Origin of the sequence: Nocardia noduli (assembly GCF_019038455.1) — a bacterium.
Taxonomy (GTDB): Bacteria; Actinomycetota; Actinomycetes; order Mycobacteriales; family Mycobacteriaceae; genus Nocardia; species Nocardia noduli.
Map to the genome: position 1 here is coordinate 1 of NZ_JAFMPL010000065.1, position 18,578 is coordinate 18,578.

Consider the following 18,578-nt stretch of genomic DNA (forward strand, 5'->3'; position numbering starts at 1 on the left):
TCGACGATCGCTTTGACGGTTTCGATTTCGAGCAAGGTCTGGTTGGTGTGCACCGGATCTCCCGGTGCGACCTTCCATTCGAGCACGACGGCATCGGCGATTCCCTCGCCGACATCGGCCAGTGCGAAAATCCGATGCGCGAATCGAATGCCAGGGAGGAAGACCCCGTGCCGACAGTGCCCCTGACTCAGCACAACTTCGAGGAGATCGTCACCGGCAACAGCATCGTGCTGGTCGACTGGTGGGCGGGCTGGTGCGGACCGTGCCGCCAGTTCGCGCCGGTGTTCGAGGCGTCGTCGAACGAACATCCGGAAATCGTGCACGGCAAAGTCGACACCGAGGCCGAAACCGAACTCACCGAGATGGCGCGGGTGGACCGTTTCCCCACGCTGATGGTGTTCCGCGAGGGCATGCTGGTCTTCTCCCAGCCGGGTTTCCTGGCCGCCGACGCGCTGGAGGAGGTCGTCCAGCAGGCACGGTGGCTGGATATGGACGCCTTGCGCGCCGAAGCGGCGTCGGCGGCGACTCCGGTTGTCCCGCACAGCCGTACCGAACAGCGCGCCGCCGTGCCCGCGCACGCGACGGCGGGCTTGGCCGCCGGTCCGGCGCGTTACGGCTGGCCCGGTATCTGAGCGTCGATCTCGGCGATCAGAGAGCGCCCGAATCGGTCTCGCCGAGGTCCGGCGGCGAGTACGGGCCGGGGTCGTCGAGGTCCATCGCGAGTAGTGCGTCGATCCGCGCGAACGGGTCGTCGGTATCGAACCCGTCGCCCGCGTCCAGCGGCACGGTCGCGGCGCCGATGTCCTCGCTGTCGAAGGACCGCGACGGATCGTCGGCACCGGCGAGCAGTTCGTCGGCGCGGGTGAGCGCGTCGTCCATGGCGCCGGTCAGAGCGTCGAGCGCGCCGAAACCGTCCAGCAGATCCGTCACTTCGGCGCGCACCGATTCCAGTTCCGCGATCACCGGATCGATACGCGACCACGCCACCCGGTCCGACCACCACGGATCGCGGTCGATCCAGGCGAACACGATGTCGCGCAGGAATATCGGGTCGCCGGTGTACAACTCGAATTCGTCGGTGGCCACGGCCGAGCGGTGGGCGATCCGATACATCCCGTCGGGCAACAGGTCGGCCCTGATCCGTTCGCCGCCCCGGGTGACCTCGAGGAACGGACGCTCGGTCTCGGCCGTGGCGTCCAGCAGCCCGGTCAGTACCGGATCGGTGAGCACGGGCAGCGTGGCACCGTCACCGGTCCGGATACGGATTCCGGATTCCTCGTCCGGGTCGTCGCTCATCGCGCCCAGTGTGCCCGATGCGGCCGGGCCGCGATGTGCGCACCGGCGAAATCGCGCACCGAACCGGCGGTGTGGCAAGCTCGGCGACGGGCGCCGTCGCGTCGCGCGGTGATCTTCGGCGTACCGCCGCCCGCTCCGCCGATCGGCATTACTGTATGTCTGACAGTAATGCCGGAGACCCAGGGAGTCGACGTGACATCGAACCAGACGGACGACAGCGAGCGCACCGTCCTCGTGATGGGTGCCAGCGGATTCCTCGGCTCGCACGTGACACGGCACCTCGTCGAGCGCGGCGACCGGGTGCGGGTACTGCTGCGACACAGCAGCCCCACCCGGCCGCTCGAGGGTCTGGACGTCGAGCGACACTACGGCGACATCTTCGACGAGCAGGCCGTGCGGACGGCGATGACCGGTTGCGACACCGTCTACTACTGCGTGGTCGACACCCGCGCCTGGCTGCGGGACCCGGCGCCGCTGTTCCGCACCAATGTCGACGGCCTGCGCCGGGTGCTCGACATCGCGATCGAACAGGACCTGCGCCGGTTCGTCTTCACCAGTACCATCGGCACGATCGCCGTCGGCGACGCGAGGTCTCCCGCCACCGAGGAAACGCCGTACAACTGGAACGGCCGGGGCGGTGCCTATATCGAATCCCGCTGCGCGGCAGAAGCGCTCGTACTCGACTACAGCCGCGAGCACGGATTGCCCGCGGTGGCGATGTGCGTCGCCAACACCTACGGACCCGACGACTGGCAACCGACACCGCACGGCTCGCTCGTGGCGATGGCCGCCCTGGGCAGAATGCCGGTGTATTTCCGCGGTATCGGTTCGGCCGTGGTCGACGTGGACGACGCCGCCGCCGCGATGCTGCTCGCCGCCGAACACGGGCGGGTCGGCGAACGCTACATCGTCTCGGAGAGTTTCCTGACCACCCGCGAGGTCTACACCGCAGCCGCGCAGGCGGTCGGAAGGAAGCCGCCCACTCTCGGGATCCCGCCGTTGTTCCTGGTCGCCGTGGGTCACGTGGGCGATATCGTGCGCAGGGTGCTGCGCCGCGACTCTCCGATCACCCCGACCTCGGTCCAACTGCTGCGGTGGACCTCGCCGCTCGATCACGGCAAGGCCGAGCGGGAACTGCACTGGCGACCACGCCCCACCGTCGACGCGATCCGGCGCGCGGCACAGTTCTATGTCGAACGCCGCACTCGGCGCATGGACCCATCGCTTGCGGGTACCGCCGAATAGAAGGCGGTTACGGTCGACCGTGATGCCACGAACGCCCTCCACCAGCGCGGACAGCAGCACGATGACGCCGCGGTCTGCGTGATTCGACCACGAGCGTGGCCGATGGGCTGGATCATGGGGTGTCGTTGCCGGATGAGGGCCGTACGCGCTTTCGTCGTGTCAGAGATCCGTCCCACCTCACAGGAGGAACGAAGATCCATGATGACCACTCGAAATCTCCGCACCCTCGCCCGCACTTCCGCCGCGTTCGTCGCCATCGGCGCGGCCTCGGTGGCACTCGCCGCTCCCGCGTCCGCCGCCAACGCCATCGATGTCATCAGCGCGAACACCGGCACCGTCGGCGTCGACTACAGCTGCGACGCCAACGCCGGCGTGACCAGCGTCAAGGCCATGGTCGGCGAACCGACCGCCGAACGCCCGGCGGCCCTCGGCGTCCAGAACGCCGTCGTCTGCGACGGCACACCCCAGACCGCCACCATCACCATCGTCCCCGCCGAGGGCGAAGCGCCCCTGGACACCGGCGGACTGATGCAGATACGCGCAGCCCTGGTCGACGCGAACAATATCGTCGTCTCGGGGCAGGCGAAGATCGTCGTCCTGCAATAGTCGCGGCGTTCGCGGGCCGTACCCGGATCGGCGGTCCGGCCCGCGCCGGTCGTGTCCGCGACGTGGAGCCCCGGGCCGACAGGTCGGCGGGCTCACCCCACGCGACGACGACTACCCTGGCACCGACCTTTCGCACACCCGACGACGTGCCGATGGTCGACCAGTCGCGCGGGCGTCCGCTCGCCGCGCGATCCGACGAGCCAGGAGCGCGACCCGTGACCGAGGACCGACCCGTGCTGAATCTGGCGGAGGTGACCTTCCGCCGCGACGGCAAACAGATCATCGACGGGATCTCGCTCACCGTGCGCGCGGGTGAACACTGGGCGCTGCTCGGACCGAACGGCGCGGGTAAGAGCACACTGCTGGGATTCTGTGCGGCCGTGACCTTTCCGACGACGGGCACCGTCGACATCCTCGGCCACCGGCTCGGCCGGGTCGATCTCGCCCAGTTGCGTCATTCCATCGGCCACGTGAATCCGCGCCACCCCCTGCGTTCTCCCCTCACGGTGCGCGAGGTCGTCCTGACCGGTATCACCGCCACCATCGACACCCCGATGCGATGGACCCCGACGGCGGATCAGTCCCGCCGCGCCGACGCGATGATCGAGACCGTCGGGCTGAAGGGGAAGTCCGAGGCCACCTGGACCACCCTGTCCCAGGGCGAACGCGGACGCAGCCTGATCGCGCGGGCGCTGATCTCCGAACCCCGTCTGCTGCTGTTCGACGAACCGACGACCGGTCTCGACGTCGCCGCCCGCGAACAACTCCTGGAGACCATCGACACCCTGGACGACACTCACCCGGAGGTGGCGTCGATCCTGGTCACCCACCATCTCGAAGAGCTGCCGAGCACCACCACCCACGCCCTGCTCATCGCCGACGGGCGCACGGTCGCGGCCGGTCCGGCACACGCGACGGTCACCACGGAGAACATCACCACCGCCTTCTCCCACCCGGTCGAGGTCGGACACGACCGGGGTCGATGGTCCGCGCGGGCCCGGGTGTCGCGGCTCGACGTCCCGCACTGAGCACGCGTCAGCCGGTCGTCGCTCGCGCTTCGCGTTCGGCGAACTCCTTCAGCGTCAGCAATTGCTTACGGCAGTGGAATCTCGCACTCGGCTCCGGTCGCGCCCCAGACCAGCCCCGGGATCATGCCGCGTCCGCGATTCGGCGCAACATCCGCCTGACCACCACGCGATGTCCGCCGGTGCCGATGACCAGCGCGCGGTAGATCCGGCCCGAGATCCCGGGGAATTCCGCCAGGGTCGTGGCCCGCAGCCGGGTGGTCGTCGGGCCTTCGTCGTCGAGTTCGAAGATCAGCGCGTACCGGGAGAACCAGTGTTCGCCGCTGAGCGCGAGTCTGCTCGGTTCCTCGGCCGAGTCGAGGACGAATCCGGTGGGCACCGTGCGCGGATCGCCCGGGTCATCGCAGACGACTTTCAGCAGCGCTTTCCAGGTCCGGTCGCGGTTCGCGTCGACGGTTCTGGCATGCTCATCGATATAGGACAATCGCTCCATATAGAAGGAACGTACTAGTACATGGCACCACCCCGCAAGCACTCCACCGATGTGATCCTCGACGCTGCCCGCACCCTGGTCCTGGACAGCGGGCCCCGGGCCGCGAGCGTCGCCGCCATCGCCGCGGCCAGCGGCGCGCCGGTGGGCACCCTCTATCACCGTTTCGGCAATCGCAACGGTGTGCTGACCGCCGCGTGGCTGCGGGCGCTCGAACGCTTCCAGTCGCGGGTTCTGGCCGCGTCCGAGGAACCGGACGCGGTCGAGGCCGGGGTCGCGATGGCACGCGCGAGTATCGAATTCGGTCGTGAACTACCCGACGACGCGCGACTGCTGCTGAACCTGCGGCCCAGCGACCTGCTCGACGGCGGACCCGACGACGAATTCCGGGCCCGCCTGACCGAGATGAACGCGCCGCTGATGGATCAGCTGCGCCGGATCGCCCACGACCTGTTCGGCCGGGCGACCGACCGCGAATTCGACGCCGTCAGCCGCGCGATCGTCGACCTGCCCTACGCCGCCCTGCGCAGGCACGCGCACGCCGACACCCTGCCCGACTGGCTCGACGCCGACCTCACCGCCGCCGCCCGCGCCCTGCTCGCGTCCTATCGGGCCTGAGACCGGCTCAGCTTCCCGAGGCCACCAGTGCGGGCGTCAGTTCGTCGAGTCCGTCGATGACGTGGGTGGCCAGCGCGCGGGCGTCGGGGTCGAGCGGATACTCGGGCCTCGGCGCGGCGATGACGCGCATGCCCGCGGCGTGCGCGGCCCGCAGGCCGTTACTCGAATCCTCCACCGCCGCACAGTCGGTCGACTTCTTGCGCAGGAATCCGGCCACCGCGACGTAGACGTCGGGCGCGGGTTTGCCCCGGTCGACCTCCTCGGTGGAGAAGGTGACGTCGAAGAACTCGATCAGCCCGGTACGCCCGAGCACCGTGTCGATCAAGGCGCGCGGCGAAGAACTCGCGACACCGAGCGGCCAGTTCTCGCTCAACCGCTGCACGGCCGCCACCGCGCCGGGCAGCAACGGCACCTTCCGGTCGTAATGCGCCGCCATCCGCTCGATGACATCCTCGGCGACGGTGGCGGGCTTGTCTCCGACACCGAGTTCGGTGCTGAGATATTCCGACCACTCCCCCGTGCTCATCCCCATCAGACGTTTCTGCGTATCGGGTAGCCAGCGCCCGCCCTTTTCGGCGACATATTCGCGGCGCACTCGTTCCCATACCGGTTCGGAATCGATGAGTACGCCGTCCATATCGAAGACGACCGCCGTAATACGCATCGGTACAACGCCTTTCGCCGGCCACGCGCCCGCATCGACCGACGCTCGAGCCGGACCGATTCGGGCATCGCGGGGGGTGTTCGCAAGTCCTGATGGATCAACGGGTACCCAGCGTAGGGCACGGCTTTCACCCGCGTGCGGGCCGCCTCGCCCCGATCCCGCCGAGGTCGGACCGGTGGAGCTGTCCTCGGCGGACGTACTCGACTGTGACGGGGTCGACGGGTGCCGAACGTGAGCATTCCACCGGCAACCGATAACTTGGTTCTCATGAGCGAACAGCAGGCCGGACCCGCCCTACCGAGCGCGGAACACCACGAAGGCGGTTTCCGGCCGATGATGGAGCTGATCGAGGAGCACTCCGCCGACATCACACGCGGCGGGCCGCACTTCGGCGCCCTGATCGAGCAGGTCCGCACGTTGATGGACCGCGCGCGGCTCGCCTGTCCCTCCGACGACGAGGCGTTGGAAGCCATCGCGATCCTGGAGAAGCTCAACGAGAAACTCGAGGCGTCGGTGACCGACGAATGGTCCTCGCCCACCTGGACCCGCCTCGATCTGCCCTCGCGCGGAAACATCACCCTGCCGCCGTTCACCATCGTCGAGGCGAGTCGCGACGGCGTCGACGCCCGCGTGACATTCCGCCCCTTCCACCTGGGCGGAAACGCCGCGGCACACGGCGGGCAGATCGCGATCGCATTGGACGAGCTGCTCGGTATGGCGGCGGCCGTGCATTCGGGCAACGTGACCAGGACCGGCTCGCTGACCATCGACTACCGCTCCATCACGCCGCTGGACACCGAGTTGCGGGTGCATACCTGGGCCGAGCGCATGGAGGGTCGCAAGGTCTACGTCCGCGGCACCGTCCACGCGGGTGAGCGGCTGTGCGCCGAGGCGAACGGATTGTTCATCGTGCTGAAACCCGGTCAGCAGTAGGCGGCGCCGCTCCGCGCGGATCCCGCCGGTCGACCGGCGGGATCCGATCTCTCACCGACCCGGGAAATGCGCTTCGCGGTACGCGCCGAAACGCGCGTCTACCTGTTCGGCCGTCAGTCCGAAATCATCGAGGGTGTACCGGTGCACCGGCCGGGCCGCCCCGGAGGTGCTCTCGGTGTGCAGCGCCGCCATCGCGGCCTCGGCCTCGGTGCCGAGAGCCAGCCCGAACTGTCCGTAGATCGATCCGACCGTGCCGATCGGGTCGGCGACGAAATCGTCGTAGTAGACATCGCAGAACTGCGCGGCGTCGTAGCGCCGACGATCCGCGAGGAACCGGTCCGCCCCGCGCGCCCACAGGTCCAGTTGCGTCGCCCCCACCGTCGCGCCGCGGAATTTGTCCGACCAGCCCGCCGAGGCCTGCTCGTTCAGGCTGCACACCGAGGCGATGATGGTGCTCGGATCCCGGTGCATCTGGATGATCAACGCGTCCGGGTACACCTCGAAGATCGCGTCGAGCGCGAACAGGTGGCTCGGATTCTTCAGCACCCAGCGCCGGTCCGCGTCGGGCAGGCCGATCAATTGCAGATTGCGCCGATGTCTGCGGTAGGCGTCGGTCCAGTCCTGTTCGCGCAGCCACTCCGAATAGCCGGGCAGGTAGCCGAGACATTCGTAGGACACCGACATGGCCGACTGGCGGAGCAACTGCCAGCACTCCTCGACCTGATCGGCCGAAATATGGTGCACGCCCATGAATTCCGGATGCTCCACGTGATGCTGCGCGAAGGCGGCCTCGATCCCCTGGTAGACCGGATCGTCGGCCCAGGTCTCACGCGGCGGCCTCGGCTGCGGCATCTCGGTCAGCCACATCTCCAGGCCCTGATGCGCCGGATCGGCGTTCAGCAGCCGATGCACCGCCGTCGTGCCCGAACGGGGCAGGCCGGTCACGAAGATCGGGCGATCGATCACCACCTCCGCGTGTTCGGGAAAGCGTTGCCACGCCGACTCGCTCAGCAATCGCGCGATGAGCGCGCCGCGCAGGAAAGCGCGATTGACCTTGTTGCCGAAGGGGGTCAGCTCGGCGTCCTTCGCGTAGGACTCGAGCAGCACCCGCAGTCCCTCGCGATAGCCCGGATCGCCGAAATCGTCCAGTCCGACCACCTTGGTGGCCGAGGCGTGCAGATCGTCGACGGTGCCGACATCGTCTCTGCCGATCATGTTCTGCCGTCTCCTCAGTGGTGGTATTCGCCGCAGTTGACATCGAGGCAGGCCCCGGTGATCGCGCGCGCCATCGAGGACGCGAAGAAGACCACCGCCTCGGCGATCTCGTCGGGTTCGGGCAGCCTGCGCAGGTCGATGGTCGACGCCGTCTCCGCGTAGACCTCCTCGGCGGTGATACCGCGTTGCTCGGCCAGGTAATTGAAGTACCACTTCAGATTGCCCGCCCAGATATAGCCGGGGGCAACGGTATTCACCCGGATACCGCGCGGTCCCAGTTCGGTCGCCAGACTCTGCGCGAGGGCGAGCAGACTCGATTTGGCCATCTTGTACGGACCGAAGGTCAGCCGCGAATGCCGGAGCACGGCGGAGTTGATCATCACCACCGACCCCTTCGATTCGGCCAGCGCGGGTACGAACGATCGGGTGAGCCGCAGTGCCGCCAGCACATTCGTCTCGAAACCGGCACGCACCTGCTCGAGATCGACATCGACCAGATCCGCGATCGGCGGGATGGCGAAGGCGTTGTTGACCACCGTGTCGACCCGGCCGAATGCGTCGCGCGCCGTCTCGACCAGATTCGCCACCGCCGCCTCGTCGTTGATATCGGTCGGCACGACCACCGCCCGCCTGCCGAGTTCGGTGACCTCCTTCGCCACCTCGGTCAGCCGCGATTCGGTGCGCGCGGCCAGCACCAGATCCGCGCCCGCCGACGCGCACTGTAGGGCGATCGACCGGCCGAGGCCGGGGCCGATTCCGGAGACGACGACGACCTTGTCCCGCAACAACATCAGCCGAGCATCCTCTCCGCGACGGCGACCTGGCGGGCCGCGATCCGCGCCTGCCATTCCTTGGGCGAGATCCGCGCCTGCTCGTAGAACGGGAGCCGTTGCGGCAGTTCGTCGACCGAGACCAGTTCGACGGTCGGGCCGTCCTCGGGGCCGAGGTCGCGGGAGAGCCGCTGCCAGCGGAATTGCAGGTATCCGCGCGCGTGGCCGGTGCGCTCGATCCAGTTCGCCACACCCGGATCGCGCTCGCTGACGACCAGGCGGATCAGCCCGTCCGGATCGACCTGGGCCTGATCGGCGGTGAGGCTGGTCTGGTGATTGATGTAGTCCAGCGAGATGTACCACATACTGCCGAGCTGGAAGCCCTGGTAGGGCGCGTCGGATTTCGGCACCGTGATGATCATCGCCTGCTCGTCGGTCAGGTCGTAGTGGCCGACCGAGGAGAACTGGGTGGCGAGCCCACCCGGGGTCGGACGCGGTTCGGTGAGCGTGTTCACCGGCAGGTTCAGGTAGAACCACTGCGGGAAGGCGAGAAAGGTGTTCAACCGCGAGGTCAGCATGCGCGCGGCGACCGCGTAACGCTTGCCCATCACCTCGAGGGTCGGGGCGGGCGGCGCGTCACCGATGCGGTCGACCCGCTGGATGCGGATCGTGCCCGCGGTCTCGCTGCTCCAGTCGCTGGAGACCTCGCGCACCACGAGCATGGCGGCGTCGGAGCCGAGTTGCACGTATCCGGGTTTGCTGGGGCCGGGTCCGAAGCGGATCTCGTAGGAGCCGTCCGCCGCGATCTGGAGATCGCGATCGTCGAACGCGGTGAGGCTGTCGGGCACGTCGACCGGCGAGTAGTTGCCGTTGAGCACCTGGAAGCTCAGGTCACGGGTGGTGCCGCGGGTGCCGGTGACGACATATTCCGCGTCGGGGCGCACGAACGAGTGGAAGTAGAGGGTGTCGGGATTGTCCAGGCCCATTTTCGTGTACGGGCCGGTGGACATCGCGAAGAAGGGAAAATCGCGATCGTAGGCCCACGCCAATTGCAGCGACGCGCGAATACTGCCCGCCAGATAGTCGTACCCCTCGATGAGATCCTGCTCGGTGTCGATGTGCGGGGCGGCTTTGATGATCTCTTCGGCGGCGGCGATCGACTCCGCGAACGGCTGGGTCAGCAAAAGACTTCTCCCGGTGTTCCATATATGTACCGCTCTGGTACATTCCGATACGAGAAAGATTAGAACGTGTTCTAGGAGTGGTCAATGACTTCCTCGGCTACCCCGGTCGCCCGGCGGTCCGCGCCGACGGCGCGCGTGGTGCAGATCCTGGATTTCCTGGTCGAACAGCGCGGGAATCGCTGCGGGTTGTCCGAAATGGCCCGCGCGCTCGATCTGGCCAAACCGACCTGCCTGGGCATACTCACCGAACTCACCGCGGGCGGCTACCTGGTGCGCGACCCGAAAACGCTGACCTACGGCCTCGGTCCGGCACTCATCGCCGCCGGACGGGTCGCGCAGCGGAGTTTCGCGATCTCGGCGGTGGCCCGCGCCGAACTGGAGAAACTGACCGCGCGCTACCGGACCACCTGCACCGCCTCGGCGGTGGTCGGCGAGCGCATCGCGGTACTGGAGGGCACCGGCCCCGGGATGGTCAAGGTGGGCGCCTCGTACGCGTTCGCCCCGCCCGTCGGGCTGATGTACGTGCTCTGGGATACCGACGCGGCGTTCGACGCGTGGCTGGCGACCCCGCCGACGGTGCCGGTGCGACAGGACGAGGCGCGCCTGCGCCGGGTCGTCGCCGAATGCCGCGAGCGCGGATATCTCATCGAGAGCCTGACCGCCCACGGCAGGCGTCTGTACGGCCTGCTCGCGGGCGTCGCCGCGCGCGATCTGCCCGACGAGCTGCGGGAACTGGTCGGCGAACTGGTGACGAGCCTCGGCGAGCGGGTCTATCTCGGCACCGATCTGCGGCCGAGGAAGGAACATCCGGTCAGCCTGCTCGCCGCGCCGACCTTCGACGCCGACGGCAGGCAGAACATGGTGCTGACGATGTACGTCGGCGCGTCGATCACCGGGGCCGAGATCGAACGTCGCGGCGGCGCCCTGGTCGAGGCGGCCCGCACCGTGACCGAGAATTCCGGCGGTCGCGCCCCGGACCGAATCATCGCGGCGACCCGTTGACCAAAGACCGAAACGTGTTCTAGTTTTGACACGTGAGCCAGTACGCGAAGTCGACGGTGAGCACCTACGAGATGCCGCACTTGGACGCGCTCGAGGCCGAGTCGGCACATATATTCCGAGAAGTGGCGGCGACATTCGAGCGGCCGGTGCTGTTGTTTTCCGGTGGCAAGGATTCGGTGGTGATGTTGCACCTCGCCGCCAAGGCCTTCTGGCCCGCGCCACTACCTTTCCCGGTGCTGCATATCGACACCGGACATAATTTCGACGAGGTGATCGACTATCGCGACGCGACCGTCGAGCGACTCGGTCTGCGATTGATGGTCGGCCGGGTACAGGAGGATATCGACGCGGGCCGCGTCGTCGAGGACACCGGACCGCGCGGCTCGCGCAACCGGCTCCAGACCACGACCCTGCTGCGCTCGATCCGCGAGGGCGGCTACGACGCCGTCTTCGGCGGCGCACGGCGCGACGAGGAGAAGGCACGCGCCAAGGAACGCGTCTTCAGCTTCCGCGACGAATACGGGCAGTGGGAGCCACGCAGCCAACGCCCCGAGCTGTGGAACATCTACAACGGCAAACACCGTCCCGGCGAACACATCCGGGTGTTCCCGCTGTCGAACTGGACCGAACTCGACATCTGGAGCTACATCGCCGCCGAGGGCATCGATCTGCCGCCGCTCTACTACGCGCATCGCCGACCGGTGGTGCAACGCGACGGAATGCTGCTGGCGCACACCCGATTCCTGCGACTGCTCGACGGTGAACAGCCCTACGAGGCGACCGTGCGCTTCCGCACCGTCGGCGACGCGACCTGCACCGGATGTGTGGAATCGAGCGCGTCGACCCCCGACGAGGTCGTCGTCGAGGTGGCCGCGGCCCGCGTGACCGAGCGCGGCGCGACCAGGGCCGACGACCGGATCTCGGAGGCGGGCATGGAAGATCGAAAACGAGAAGGGTACTTCTGATGGCCACCACCCTGCTGCGCCTCGCCACCGCGGGCAGCGTCGACGACGGCAAGTCGACGCTCATCGGCCGCCTGCTCTTCGACTCCAAGACGATCTTCACCGATCAACTCGCCGCGGTGGAACGCACCAGCCGCGATCGCGGCGACGAGTACACGAATCTGGCTCTGCTCACCGACGGACTGCGCGCCGAACGCGAACAGGGCATCACCATCGACGTCGCCCACCGCTATTTCGCCACGCCCCGACGCAAATTCATCATCGCCGACACCCCCGGCCACATCCAGTACACCCGCAATATGGTGACCGGGGCGTCCAACGCCGATGTCGCGCTGATCCTGGTCGACGCGCGCAAGGGCGTGGTCGAACAGACCCGGCGGCACGCGTTCCTCGCCGGGCTGCTCGGCATCCCGCACCTGGTGCTGTGCGTGAACAAGATGGACCTGGTCGACTGGTCGCAGGAGCGATTCGAGGAGATCCGCAGGGATTTCACCGGATTCGCCACCAAACTCGAGATCTCCGACCTCGCGTTCGTGCCGGTCTCCGCGCTACAGGGCGACAATATCGTGCACAGGGGCACGAGTATGCCCTGGTACGAGGGCACCCCGCTGCTGCACCACCTGGAGGAGGTGCATATCGCCTCCGATCGCAATCTGATCGACGCGCGCTTCCCGGTGCAGTACGTGACCCGCAGGCACGCGGCGGATTTCCGCGGTTACGCGGGCACGATCGCGGGCGGTGTCTTCAAACCGGGCGACGAGGTGACGGTGCTGCCGTCGGGGCTGACCAGTACCGTCTCCGCGATCTGGGGACCGGGCGGGGTGCCGATCGCCGAGGCGTTCCCGCCGCAGGCCGTCACCGTCCAACTCGCCGACGAACTCGATATCTCGCGCGGCGACATGATCTGCCGCCCGGCCAACCGCCCGCAGGTCGGCCGCGATATCGACGCGATGGTCTGCTGGTTCGCCGACGAGACCCAACTCACCCCCGGCGCCACCTACACCCTGCGCCACACCACCCGCACCGCCACCGCCGAGATCCGCAGCCTGGACTACCGACTCGACGTCAACACGCTGCATCGCGACGAAGCGGCAGAGAGCCTGTCGCTCAACGAGATCGGGCGCGTGCAGCTGCGGACCCGCACCCCGTTGCTCTTCGATCCCTATCGCCGCAATCGGCAAACCGGCAGTTTCATCCTGGTCGACGACACCACCAACAACACCGTCGCGGCGGGCATGATCACCGGCCCGACCCTGCCGTCGGCACGGGTGGTGTGGCATTCGACCGCCGTCGGCCGCGACGAACGCGCCACCCGTGGACTGACGGTGTGGCTCACCGGACTGTCGGGTTCCGGAAAGTCCTCCGTCGCCGTGGAATTGGAGCGTCGACTGGTCGCGAGCGGGCGTCCCGCGTTCCTGCTCGACGGCGACAATCTGCGGCACGGACTCAATTCCGACCTCGGATTCTCCGCCGAGGACCGGACCGAGAACATCAGGCGGGTCGGTGAGGTCGCCCGCCTGTTCGCCGAAGCCGGTGTGGTGGCGGTGGTTTCGCTGATCAGTCCGTACCGGGCCGATCGCGCGACGGTCCGCGCCGCCCATCTCGCCGCGGGTATCCCGTTCGTCGAGGTCTTCGTCGACACGCCGCTGGAGATCTGCGAAGCCCGCGATCCGAAGGGGATGTACGCGAAGGCCCGCGCGGGCGAGATCACGGGTTTCACCGGCATCGACGCCCCCTACGAGATTCCCGCCGAGCCGGATCTGATCCTGCGGCCCGAACACGGAGATCCGGTGTCGATGGCCGCGACGATATTGGGCAGGTTGGCCGACCTGACCTGATCGACATCTGCTCGGTGACCACCGACCGGCCGCGCGGGACACGACTCGCGCGGCCGGTCGGTCACCGCTCAGAGCGAGCCGAAGAATGCCCGGATGTCGTCGAGCAGCAGATCGGGGACTTCCAGTGCGGGGAAATGGCCGCCGGAGTAGAACTCCGACCAGTGCGTCACCGTGTGCGTGCGCTCGGCGAAGCGGCGGATCGCGTAATCGCCGTCCCGGAAAACCGCGACTCCGGTCGGCACCGTCGATTTCGGCCGCGGCGCGAACATCTCGGCGTCGTGGAATCGCTCGTAGTAGAAGTTGGCGACGCTGCGGGCCGTGGCGGTGAACCAGTGGATGCTCACCGTGGTGAGTATGCGGTCCAGGTCGATCGCCGATTCGGGAAGCTCATGGGAGCGATCCGTCCATTCCGCGTATTTCTCCACGATCCAGGCCAGCTGGCCCGCGGGTGAATCGGCCAGCGATTGCGCGATGGTGTTCGGCCGCGATCCTTGCAGGGCCATATACGCCGAGCCGTCGTCCTGGAATCTCTTCATGGCCTCGAGTCGTTGCCGCTCGGCGGCGGTCAGCGCCGCCATATCGGCGGGATCACCGGACGGAAAGGTGACCAACGCGTTGACGTGCACGCCGATCACCCGGTCCGGAGCGAGACGACCGAGTCGCGGGGCGATGAAGGCGCCGTGATCGCCGCCGTGCACCCCGTACCGGTCGTAGCCGAGCCGCGTCATCAGTTCGTCCAGCGCGCCGGCGACGCGGCCGTCGTTCCAGCCCGGTTCGGTGAGCGGGCCGGAGAACCCGTGTCCCGGCAATGAGGGAATGACCAGGTGGAACGCCTGCGCGTCCGCGTCGGGTTCGGTGAGCGGGCCGATGAGATCGAGGAAATCCGCCACCGAGCCGGGCCAGCCGTGCAGGAGCAGCAGCGGGGTCGCCGTCGGCGCCGAGGACCGCACGTGCAGGAAATGCAGGTACTGACCGTCGACGACGGTGCTGAACTGCGGGTGGGCTGCGATGGCGGACTCCTGGGCGCGCCAATCGAATTTCTCACCCCAGTACACCGCGATCTCCTTCAGGTAGGACGCGGGAACACCGCGTTCCCAGCCGGTGCCGGGGAGGTCGTCGATCCACCGGGTGCGCGACAAGCGCGCTTTCAGATCGGCGATATCGCTGTCGGGGATGTCGATGCGGTAGGGCTGGACGCTGTGCGCGCTCACTGTCATGGTTTCGATACTCCAGGTAAAGAGGGGGTCGGCGAATCACGAGAATTCGTTATTTCGACGGCCGCCGACGGAGTCACGCAGAGGACGCCGGGGCCCCGGGATGCGGCACCGGTATCGCGCGCGGGCATGATCGCCGGGTGGGAAATGTACCGGTCAGCAGCGCGCTCATCGGACGCGGCGGCGAATTGGCCGCGCTGCTCGAGGCCGCGGCGGCGCCGTCGGTCCGAGCCGTGCTGGTGACGGGCGAAGCGGGAATAGGCAAATCCCGGCTGATCGAGGAATTCACCGCCCGCCTCGCGCCCGCGATTCCCGTGCTGATCGGACGATGCCCGGAATTCGGCAGTGACGGTGTGCCTTTCGCGCCGTTCATCGCGATACTGCGCCGGTTGGTCCGCGTGCGCGGTGCCGAGGAACTGGCCGCGCTCCTGCCCGGCCCCACCCCGGCCATCGCCCGCTGGCTCCCGGAACTGCGCACGGACGCCACCCCTCCCGACACCGAGGACGATCACCTGCGCCTGTTCGGCGAATTGCTGATACTGCTCGAACATCTCGGATCGCGCGGCCCCGCGGTGCTGATCCTGGAGGATCTGCACTGGGCCGACGAATCCAGCCGCACCCTGCTCGCGTTCCTCGTCGCCAACCTGGCCGAACCGAATGTCCTGCTGGTGGCGACCTTTCGGCCGAACGGCCCGCCCGGACTGCGCGGACTCGTCGCCGAATTGCGGCGCCTGCGATCGGTCCTGTTCCTCGCACCGCCACCCCTGACCCGCTACGAGGTCGGCAGGCAGTTGGCCGCGCTGCTCGAACGGGAACCGGAGCCGGAGGCGATCGGGCGGGTGTTCACCCACAGCGGCGGCAATCCACTGTTCGTCGAGGCGTTGAGCCGATCATCCGGCCGGACTCCCGCCGAGTTGTCCGAACTGCTGCTGTCGGCGCACGCCGGACTCGACGCCGACGCGCTGACGGTGCTGCGGGTGACCGCCGTCGCCGGATCACCGACCGAACACGACCTGCTGGAAGCCGCGGCCGGACTGCCCGCACCTCGGCTCCGCGTCGCGTTGCGCGAACTCGTCGATCGGCATCTGCTCGTCGCGGCCGAGACCGGCTACGCGTTCCGGCACGTGCTGATCCGGGAGGCCGTCTACGACGATCTGCTGCCGATCGAACGAACCCGCCTGCACGCCGAACTGGCCCGCTTGCTGCGCGACTGCCCGGACCTGGTGCCGAGGGAACGCCTGTACGCGGATCTGGCGCATCACGCGTTCGCCGCCGGAGACGTCGCGGTGGCGCTGACGGCCTCGCTCGCCGCCGCGCGGATCGCGTGCCGAGCCGACGCCCAACCCGAACGGCTACGGCATCTGGAACGCGTCGTCGCGCTGTGGGATGCACCGGCATCGGGCGGAGCGGCCGTCGACCGGGTCGCGGTACTCGAGGAGATGGTCGACGCCTGTTTTCGCAGTGCCGACGTGCGCCGCGGCATCGAGGCGGCCGATCGAGCGCTCGCGGCCATCGACGAGTCACAGCCCGAGCGGGTCGCGCGCCTGCGCTATCAGCGGGCCCACCTGAGAAATCAGGGCGGCACCGGCGGATACGACGATCTCGTCCAGGCCCTCGCCCTGCTGCCCGAGTCGTCGCCCACGGCGTTGCGCGGCGAGGTACTCACCGAACTCGCCGCGGTCATGTCCTTCTCGGGTGACCCCGTGTCGGCCCGTCACCACGCCGAGCAGGCTCTCGCCGTCGCCGACCGGCTCGGGGCGACCACCGTGGCCGCCGAGGCGCATTCCTATCTCGCGCTCACCGCACCCGATTCCGCTACTACGCGAAAGCATTTCGCTCGCGCGCACGAGCTGGCGGCCACGGCGGGCGAGCCGGGGACCCTACTCACCGTGATCACCTGGGAGGTCGCCGCGCAGGTGGCCGACGGCGACTACCACGCCGCGATCGACACGATCCAGGACGGTCTGCGAATCGCGCATGACACCTTCCGATTCGCCGAACGCGGACCGATCCTGTTGGTGAAATGGGCGCAGGTGCTCACCGCGCTCGGGCGGTGGCCGGAGGCGACGCAACTGATCCGCGAAACCCTCGCGGAACCCCTGCCGCCGCTGAGCACGGCCGCGCTGCACCTGTGTCAGGCTCGAATCGCCGTCGCCCGAGGAGATTACGCGGAAGCGGCGCTCGACGCGGAACGTGCCCGGACCCACCTCGGACCGGGTACCCGGGTGGGGCAGTATCGCGTCGAACTCGGCGCGGTACTGGCGGGTTCGGCGCTGGCACAGCATGATCCGGTGATCGCGGCGGTCCACGTGCGGCAAGCCCTCGCCGAGGGCGCACCGGACCGGCACCCGAACGAAACCTGGCCGCTCCTCGTCCTCGCCGCCCGAATATCGGACCACCTACCGGATCTCGCGGAATCGGCGAAGACATTGCCGTGCACGTCTCCGATATCGTCGGCGCACCGTGCGGTCTACACCGCGACCATGTCCGCCGAGGTAGGCGATTGGCGTGCCGCGGTCGACGCGTGGCGAGTCATCCCCCAGCCCTACGAGCAAGCACACACGCTATTCGGTTGCGCCGCGGCGGAATTGCGGTCGGGCGATCGCGCGGCGGCCCGATCGGCACTGCGCTCGGCCGCCCAACTCACCGCCGAACTCGGCGCCACACCGCTGGCCGAGCGGATCCGCGACACCGCCGACCGCGCCGGTCTGGCCCTCGACACCCCACCTGACCGATCCGGCGTCACACCGAAATCGGATACCTACGGTCTCACCCCCCGTGAGCTCGAGGTGCTCCGACTGGTGGCCGATGGTTCGAGCAACCGCCAACTCGCCGCGCGACTCTTCATCAGCACCAACACCGTCGGGGTGCACGTCTCCCGCATCCTGGCCAAACTCGGTGTGGCGACCCGCACCGAAGCCGCGGCCTTCGCCCGTCGGCATCATCTGATCACCGACCCGGGCCGATGACTCGGGACGCTCAGCCCTTTTCACCGTCGCTCGGGCGGTAGTCGGCCGGTGGGTCGAATCCGAACCGTGCACTCAACGCCCGGACATCGAGCAGATCCTTCGCCGCGGGCGGGTAGGCGGTCTTTAACTGGAACATCCGCTCCGGGGTCATGCAGTGCACCCGTTCGCCCTCGATCGCACCCACGCCGGTGAACGAGTCGCTCGGGTAGGCGATCCCGTACACGTGATCACCGTCCTGGTCGAACTCGAAGACGTGGATATCGACCGACGCGCCGGAATCCCGCTTCATCACGAAATTCCACTCCGTCGAGCCCTCGCCGTCCTCGGTCGCGTAACCGAGCGCGGCGAGAACCCTGCACAGTCGACCGACGTCCGCGCGGCCGACCGCGATATCGAGATCGCCGTGCTCCCTGGTCTGCCGCCCCAGCAGCGCGTCGACACACCATCCACCGTCGATCCAGACCTCGACCCCCACGGCCCGAAGCTCCCGCCAGATCTCCAGCACGTCCGCCGCTTCCACCACGCCAACCTAGTTCACCGCCGCCTG

General features: G+C 68.1%; 19 protein-coding genes. 10 read left to right on the top strand and 9 right to left on the bottom strand.

The genetic code is table 11. The features are described from left to right. The coding region (locus JZ792_RS27185; RefSeq protein WP_308165480.1) for a biotin/lipoyl-containing protein at window positions 1–194 on the bottom strand (194 nt) is incomplete at its 3' end. Here JZ792_RS27185 and JZ792_RS27190 point away from each other — a divergent pair. Next, complete coding sequence (locus JZ792_RS27190) at window positions 168–632, top strand: thioredoxin family protein (RefSeq protein WP_216914742.1); 465 nt, start codon at window positions 168–170, stop codon at window positions 630–632. The two genes, JZ792_RS27185 and JZ792_RS27190, sit on opposite strands and share 27 nt — an antisense overlap. Before the next feature lie 16 nt (window positions 633–648). Here JZ792_RS27190 and JZ792_RS27195 read toward each other — a convergent pair whose 3' ends face one another. Continuing rightward, the gene (locus JZ792_RS27195; RefSeq protein WP_216914744.1) at window positions 649–1,296 is read right to left on the bottom strand and encodes a hypothetical protein; all 648 of its coding nucleotides are present in this window, start codon (window positions 1,294–1,296) and stop codon (window positions 649–651) included. Window positions 1,297–1,488: 192 nt separating this feature from the next. On the opposite strand from JZ792_RS27195, the gene JZ792_RS27200 reads away from it, so the two are divergent. From JZ792_RS27200 to JZ792_RS27210, 3 genes are all read left to right on the top strand, one after another. After that, window positions 1,489–2,541 carry an NAD-dependent epimerase/dehydratase family protein gene (locus JZ792_RS27200; protein ID WP_438804389.1) on the top strand — a complete coding sequence of 351 codons (1,053 nt, stop codon included), beginning with the start codon at window positions 1,489–1,491 and terminating at the stop codon, window positions 2,539–2,541. Window positions 2,542–2,739: 198 nt separating this feature from the next. Then, window positions 2,740–3,147 carry a hypothetical protein gene (locus JZ792_RS27205; RefSeq protein ID WP_216914746.1) on the top strand — a complete coding sequence of 136 codons (408 nt, stop codon included), beginning with the start codon at window positions 2,740–2,742 and terminating at the stop codon, window positions 3,145–3,147. A gap of 215 nt (window positions 3,148–3,362) precedes the next feature. Further along, window positions 3,363–4,175, top strand: coding sequence for an ABC transporter ATP-binding protein (locus JZ792_RS27210; protein ID WP_308165481.1), 813 nt, complete (start codon window positions 3,363–3,365; stop codon window positions 4,173–4,175). Between the two features lie 121 nt (window positions 4,176–4,296). Here JZ792_RS27210 and JZ792_RS27215 read toward each other — a convergent pair whose 3' ends face one another. Further along, window positions 4,297–4,665, bottom strand: a complete 369-nt coding sequence (locus JZ792_RS27215) for a hypothetical protein (protein WP_216914749.1) — start codon at window positions 4,663–4,665, stop codon at window positions 4,297–4,299. A gap of 21 nt (window positions 4,666–4,686) precedes the next feature. Here JZ792_RS27215 and JZ792_RS27220 point away from each other — a divergent pair, with 21 nt between their 5' ends. Continuing rightward, window positions 4,687–5,280 (top strand): TetR/AcrR family transcriptional regulator, encoded by a 594-nt coding sequence (locus tag JZ792_RS27220; protein ID WP_216914751.1) that lies wholly within the window; start codon window positions 4,687–4,689, stop codon window positions 5,278–5,280. Window positions 5,281–5,287: 7 nt separating this feature from the next. Here the strand turns inward: JZ792_RS27220 and JZ792_RS27225 are convergent, their stop codons facing one another. Next, window positions 5,288–5,944, bottom strand: coding sequence for an HAD family hydrolase (locus JZ792_RS27225; protein WP_216914753.1), 657 nt, complete (start codon window positions 5,942–5,944; stop codon window positions 5,288–5,290). A 267-nt stretch (window positions 5,945–6,211) separates the two neighbouring features. Here JZ792_RS27225 and JZ792_RS27230 point away from each other — a divergent pair, with 267 nt between their 5' ends. Next, a complete protein-coding gene (locus tag JZ792_RS27230; RefSeq protein ID WP_216914755.1) occupies window positions 6,212–6,877 on the top strand; it encodes a PaaI family thioesterase in 666 nt (221 codons plus the stop codon). A 51-nt stretch (window positions 6,878–6,928) separates the two neighbouring features. On the opposite strand, the gene JZ792_RS27235 is transcribed toward JZ792_RS27230, so the two are convergent. Genes JZ792_RS27235 through JZ792_RS27245 form a run of 3 tightly spaced genes read right to left on the bottom strand, consistent with a single transcriptional unit; the run spans window position 6,929 to window position 10,046 of the window. Beyond that, a complete protein-coding gene (locus tag JZ792_RS27235) occupies window positions 6,929–8,092 on the bottom strand; it encodes a sulfotransferase family protein (RefSeq protein WP_216914757.1) in 1,164 nt (387 codons plus the stop codon). Window positions 8,093–8,106: 14 nt separating this feature from the next. Beyond that, window positions 8,107–8,883: an SDR family oxidoreductase gene (locus JZ792_RS27240; RefSeq protein WP_216914759.1), complete on the bottom strand. Its 777-nt coding sequence runs from the start codon at window positions 8,881–8,883 to the stop codon at window positions 8,107–8,109. Then, the gene (locus tag JZ792_RS27245; protein ID WP_216914761.1) at window positions 8,883–10,046 is read right to left on the bottom strand and encodes a hypothetical protein; all 1,164 of its coding nucleotides are present in this window, start codon (window positions 10,044–10,046) and stop codon (window positions 8,883–8,885) included. Before JZ792_RS27245 ends, JZ792_RS27240 begins: the two co-directional genes overlap by 1 nt. 84 nt (window positions 10,047–10,130) lie before the next feature. Between JZ792_RS27245 and JZ792_RS27250 the strand changes: the two genes are divergently transcribed. The 3 genes from JZ792_RS27250 (at window position 10,131) to cysC (ending at window position 13,848) form a co-directional block, all read left to right on the top strand. After that, window positions 10,131–11,048: a helix-turn-helix domain-containing protein gene (locus tag JZ792_RS27250; protein WP_216914763.1), complete on the top strand. Its 918-nt coding sequence runs from the start codon at window positions 10,131–10,133 to the stop codon at window positions 11,046–11,048. 71 nt (window positions 11,049–11,119) lie between these two features. Beyond that, window positions 11,120–12,013, top strand: a complete 894-nt coding sequence (gene cysD / locus JZ792_RS27255) for a sulfate adenylyltransferase subunit CysD (RefSeq protein ID WP_254190428.1) — start codon at window positions 11,120–11,122, stop codon at window positions 12,011–12,013. Next, on the top strand, window positions 12,013–13,848 hold the full coding sequence (gene cysC / locus JZ792_RS27260; protein ID WP_216914767.1) for an adenylyl-sulfate kinase: 1,836 nt from the start codon (window positions 12,013–12,015) through the stop codon (window positions 13,846–13,848). Before cysD ends, cysC begins: the two co-directional genes overlap by 1 nt. 68 nt (window positions 13,849–13,916) lie before the next feature. Here cysC and JZ792_RS27265 read toward each other — a convergent pair whose 3' ends face one another. After that, window positions 13,917–15,065, bottom strand: a complete 1,149-nt coding sequence (locus JZ792_RS27265; RefSeq protein ID WP_216914769.1) for an epoxide hydrolase family protein — start codon at window positions 15,063–15,065, stop codon at window positions 13,917–13,919. Between the two features lie 137 nt (window positions 15,066–15,202). On the opposite strand from JZ792_RS27265, the gene JZ792_RS27270 reads away from it, so the two are divergent. Next, entirely contained in the window at window positions 15,203–18,031 is a 2,829-nt protein-coding gene (locus JZ792_RS27270) for a helix-turn-helix transcriptional regulator (RefSeq protein WP_216914771.1), read from the top strand. Between the two features lie 10 nt (window positions 18,032–18,041). Here JZ792_RS27270 and JZ792_RS27275 read toward each other — a convergent pair whose 3' ends face one another. Further along, a complete protein-coding gene (locus tag JZ792_RS27275) occupies window positions 18,042–18,551 on the bottom strand; it encodes a nucleotidyltransferase domain-containing protein (protein WP_216914773.1) in 510 nt (169 codons plus the stop codon). Window positions 18,552–18,578 lie beyond the last annotated feature (27 nt).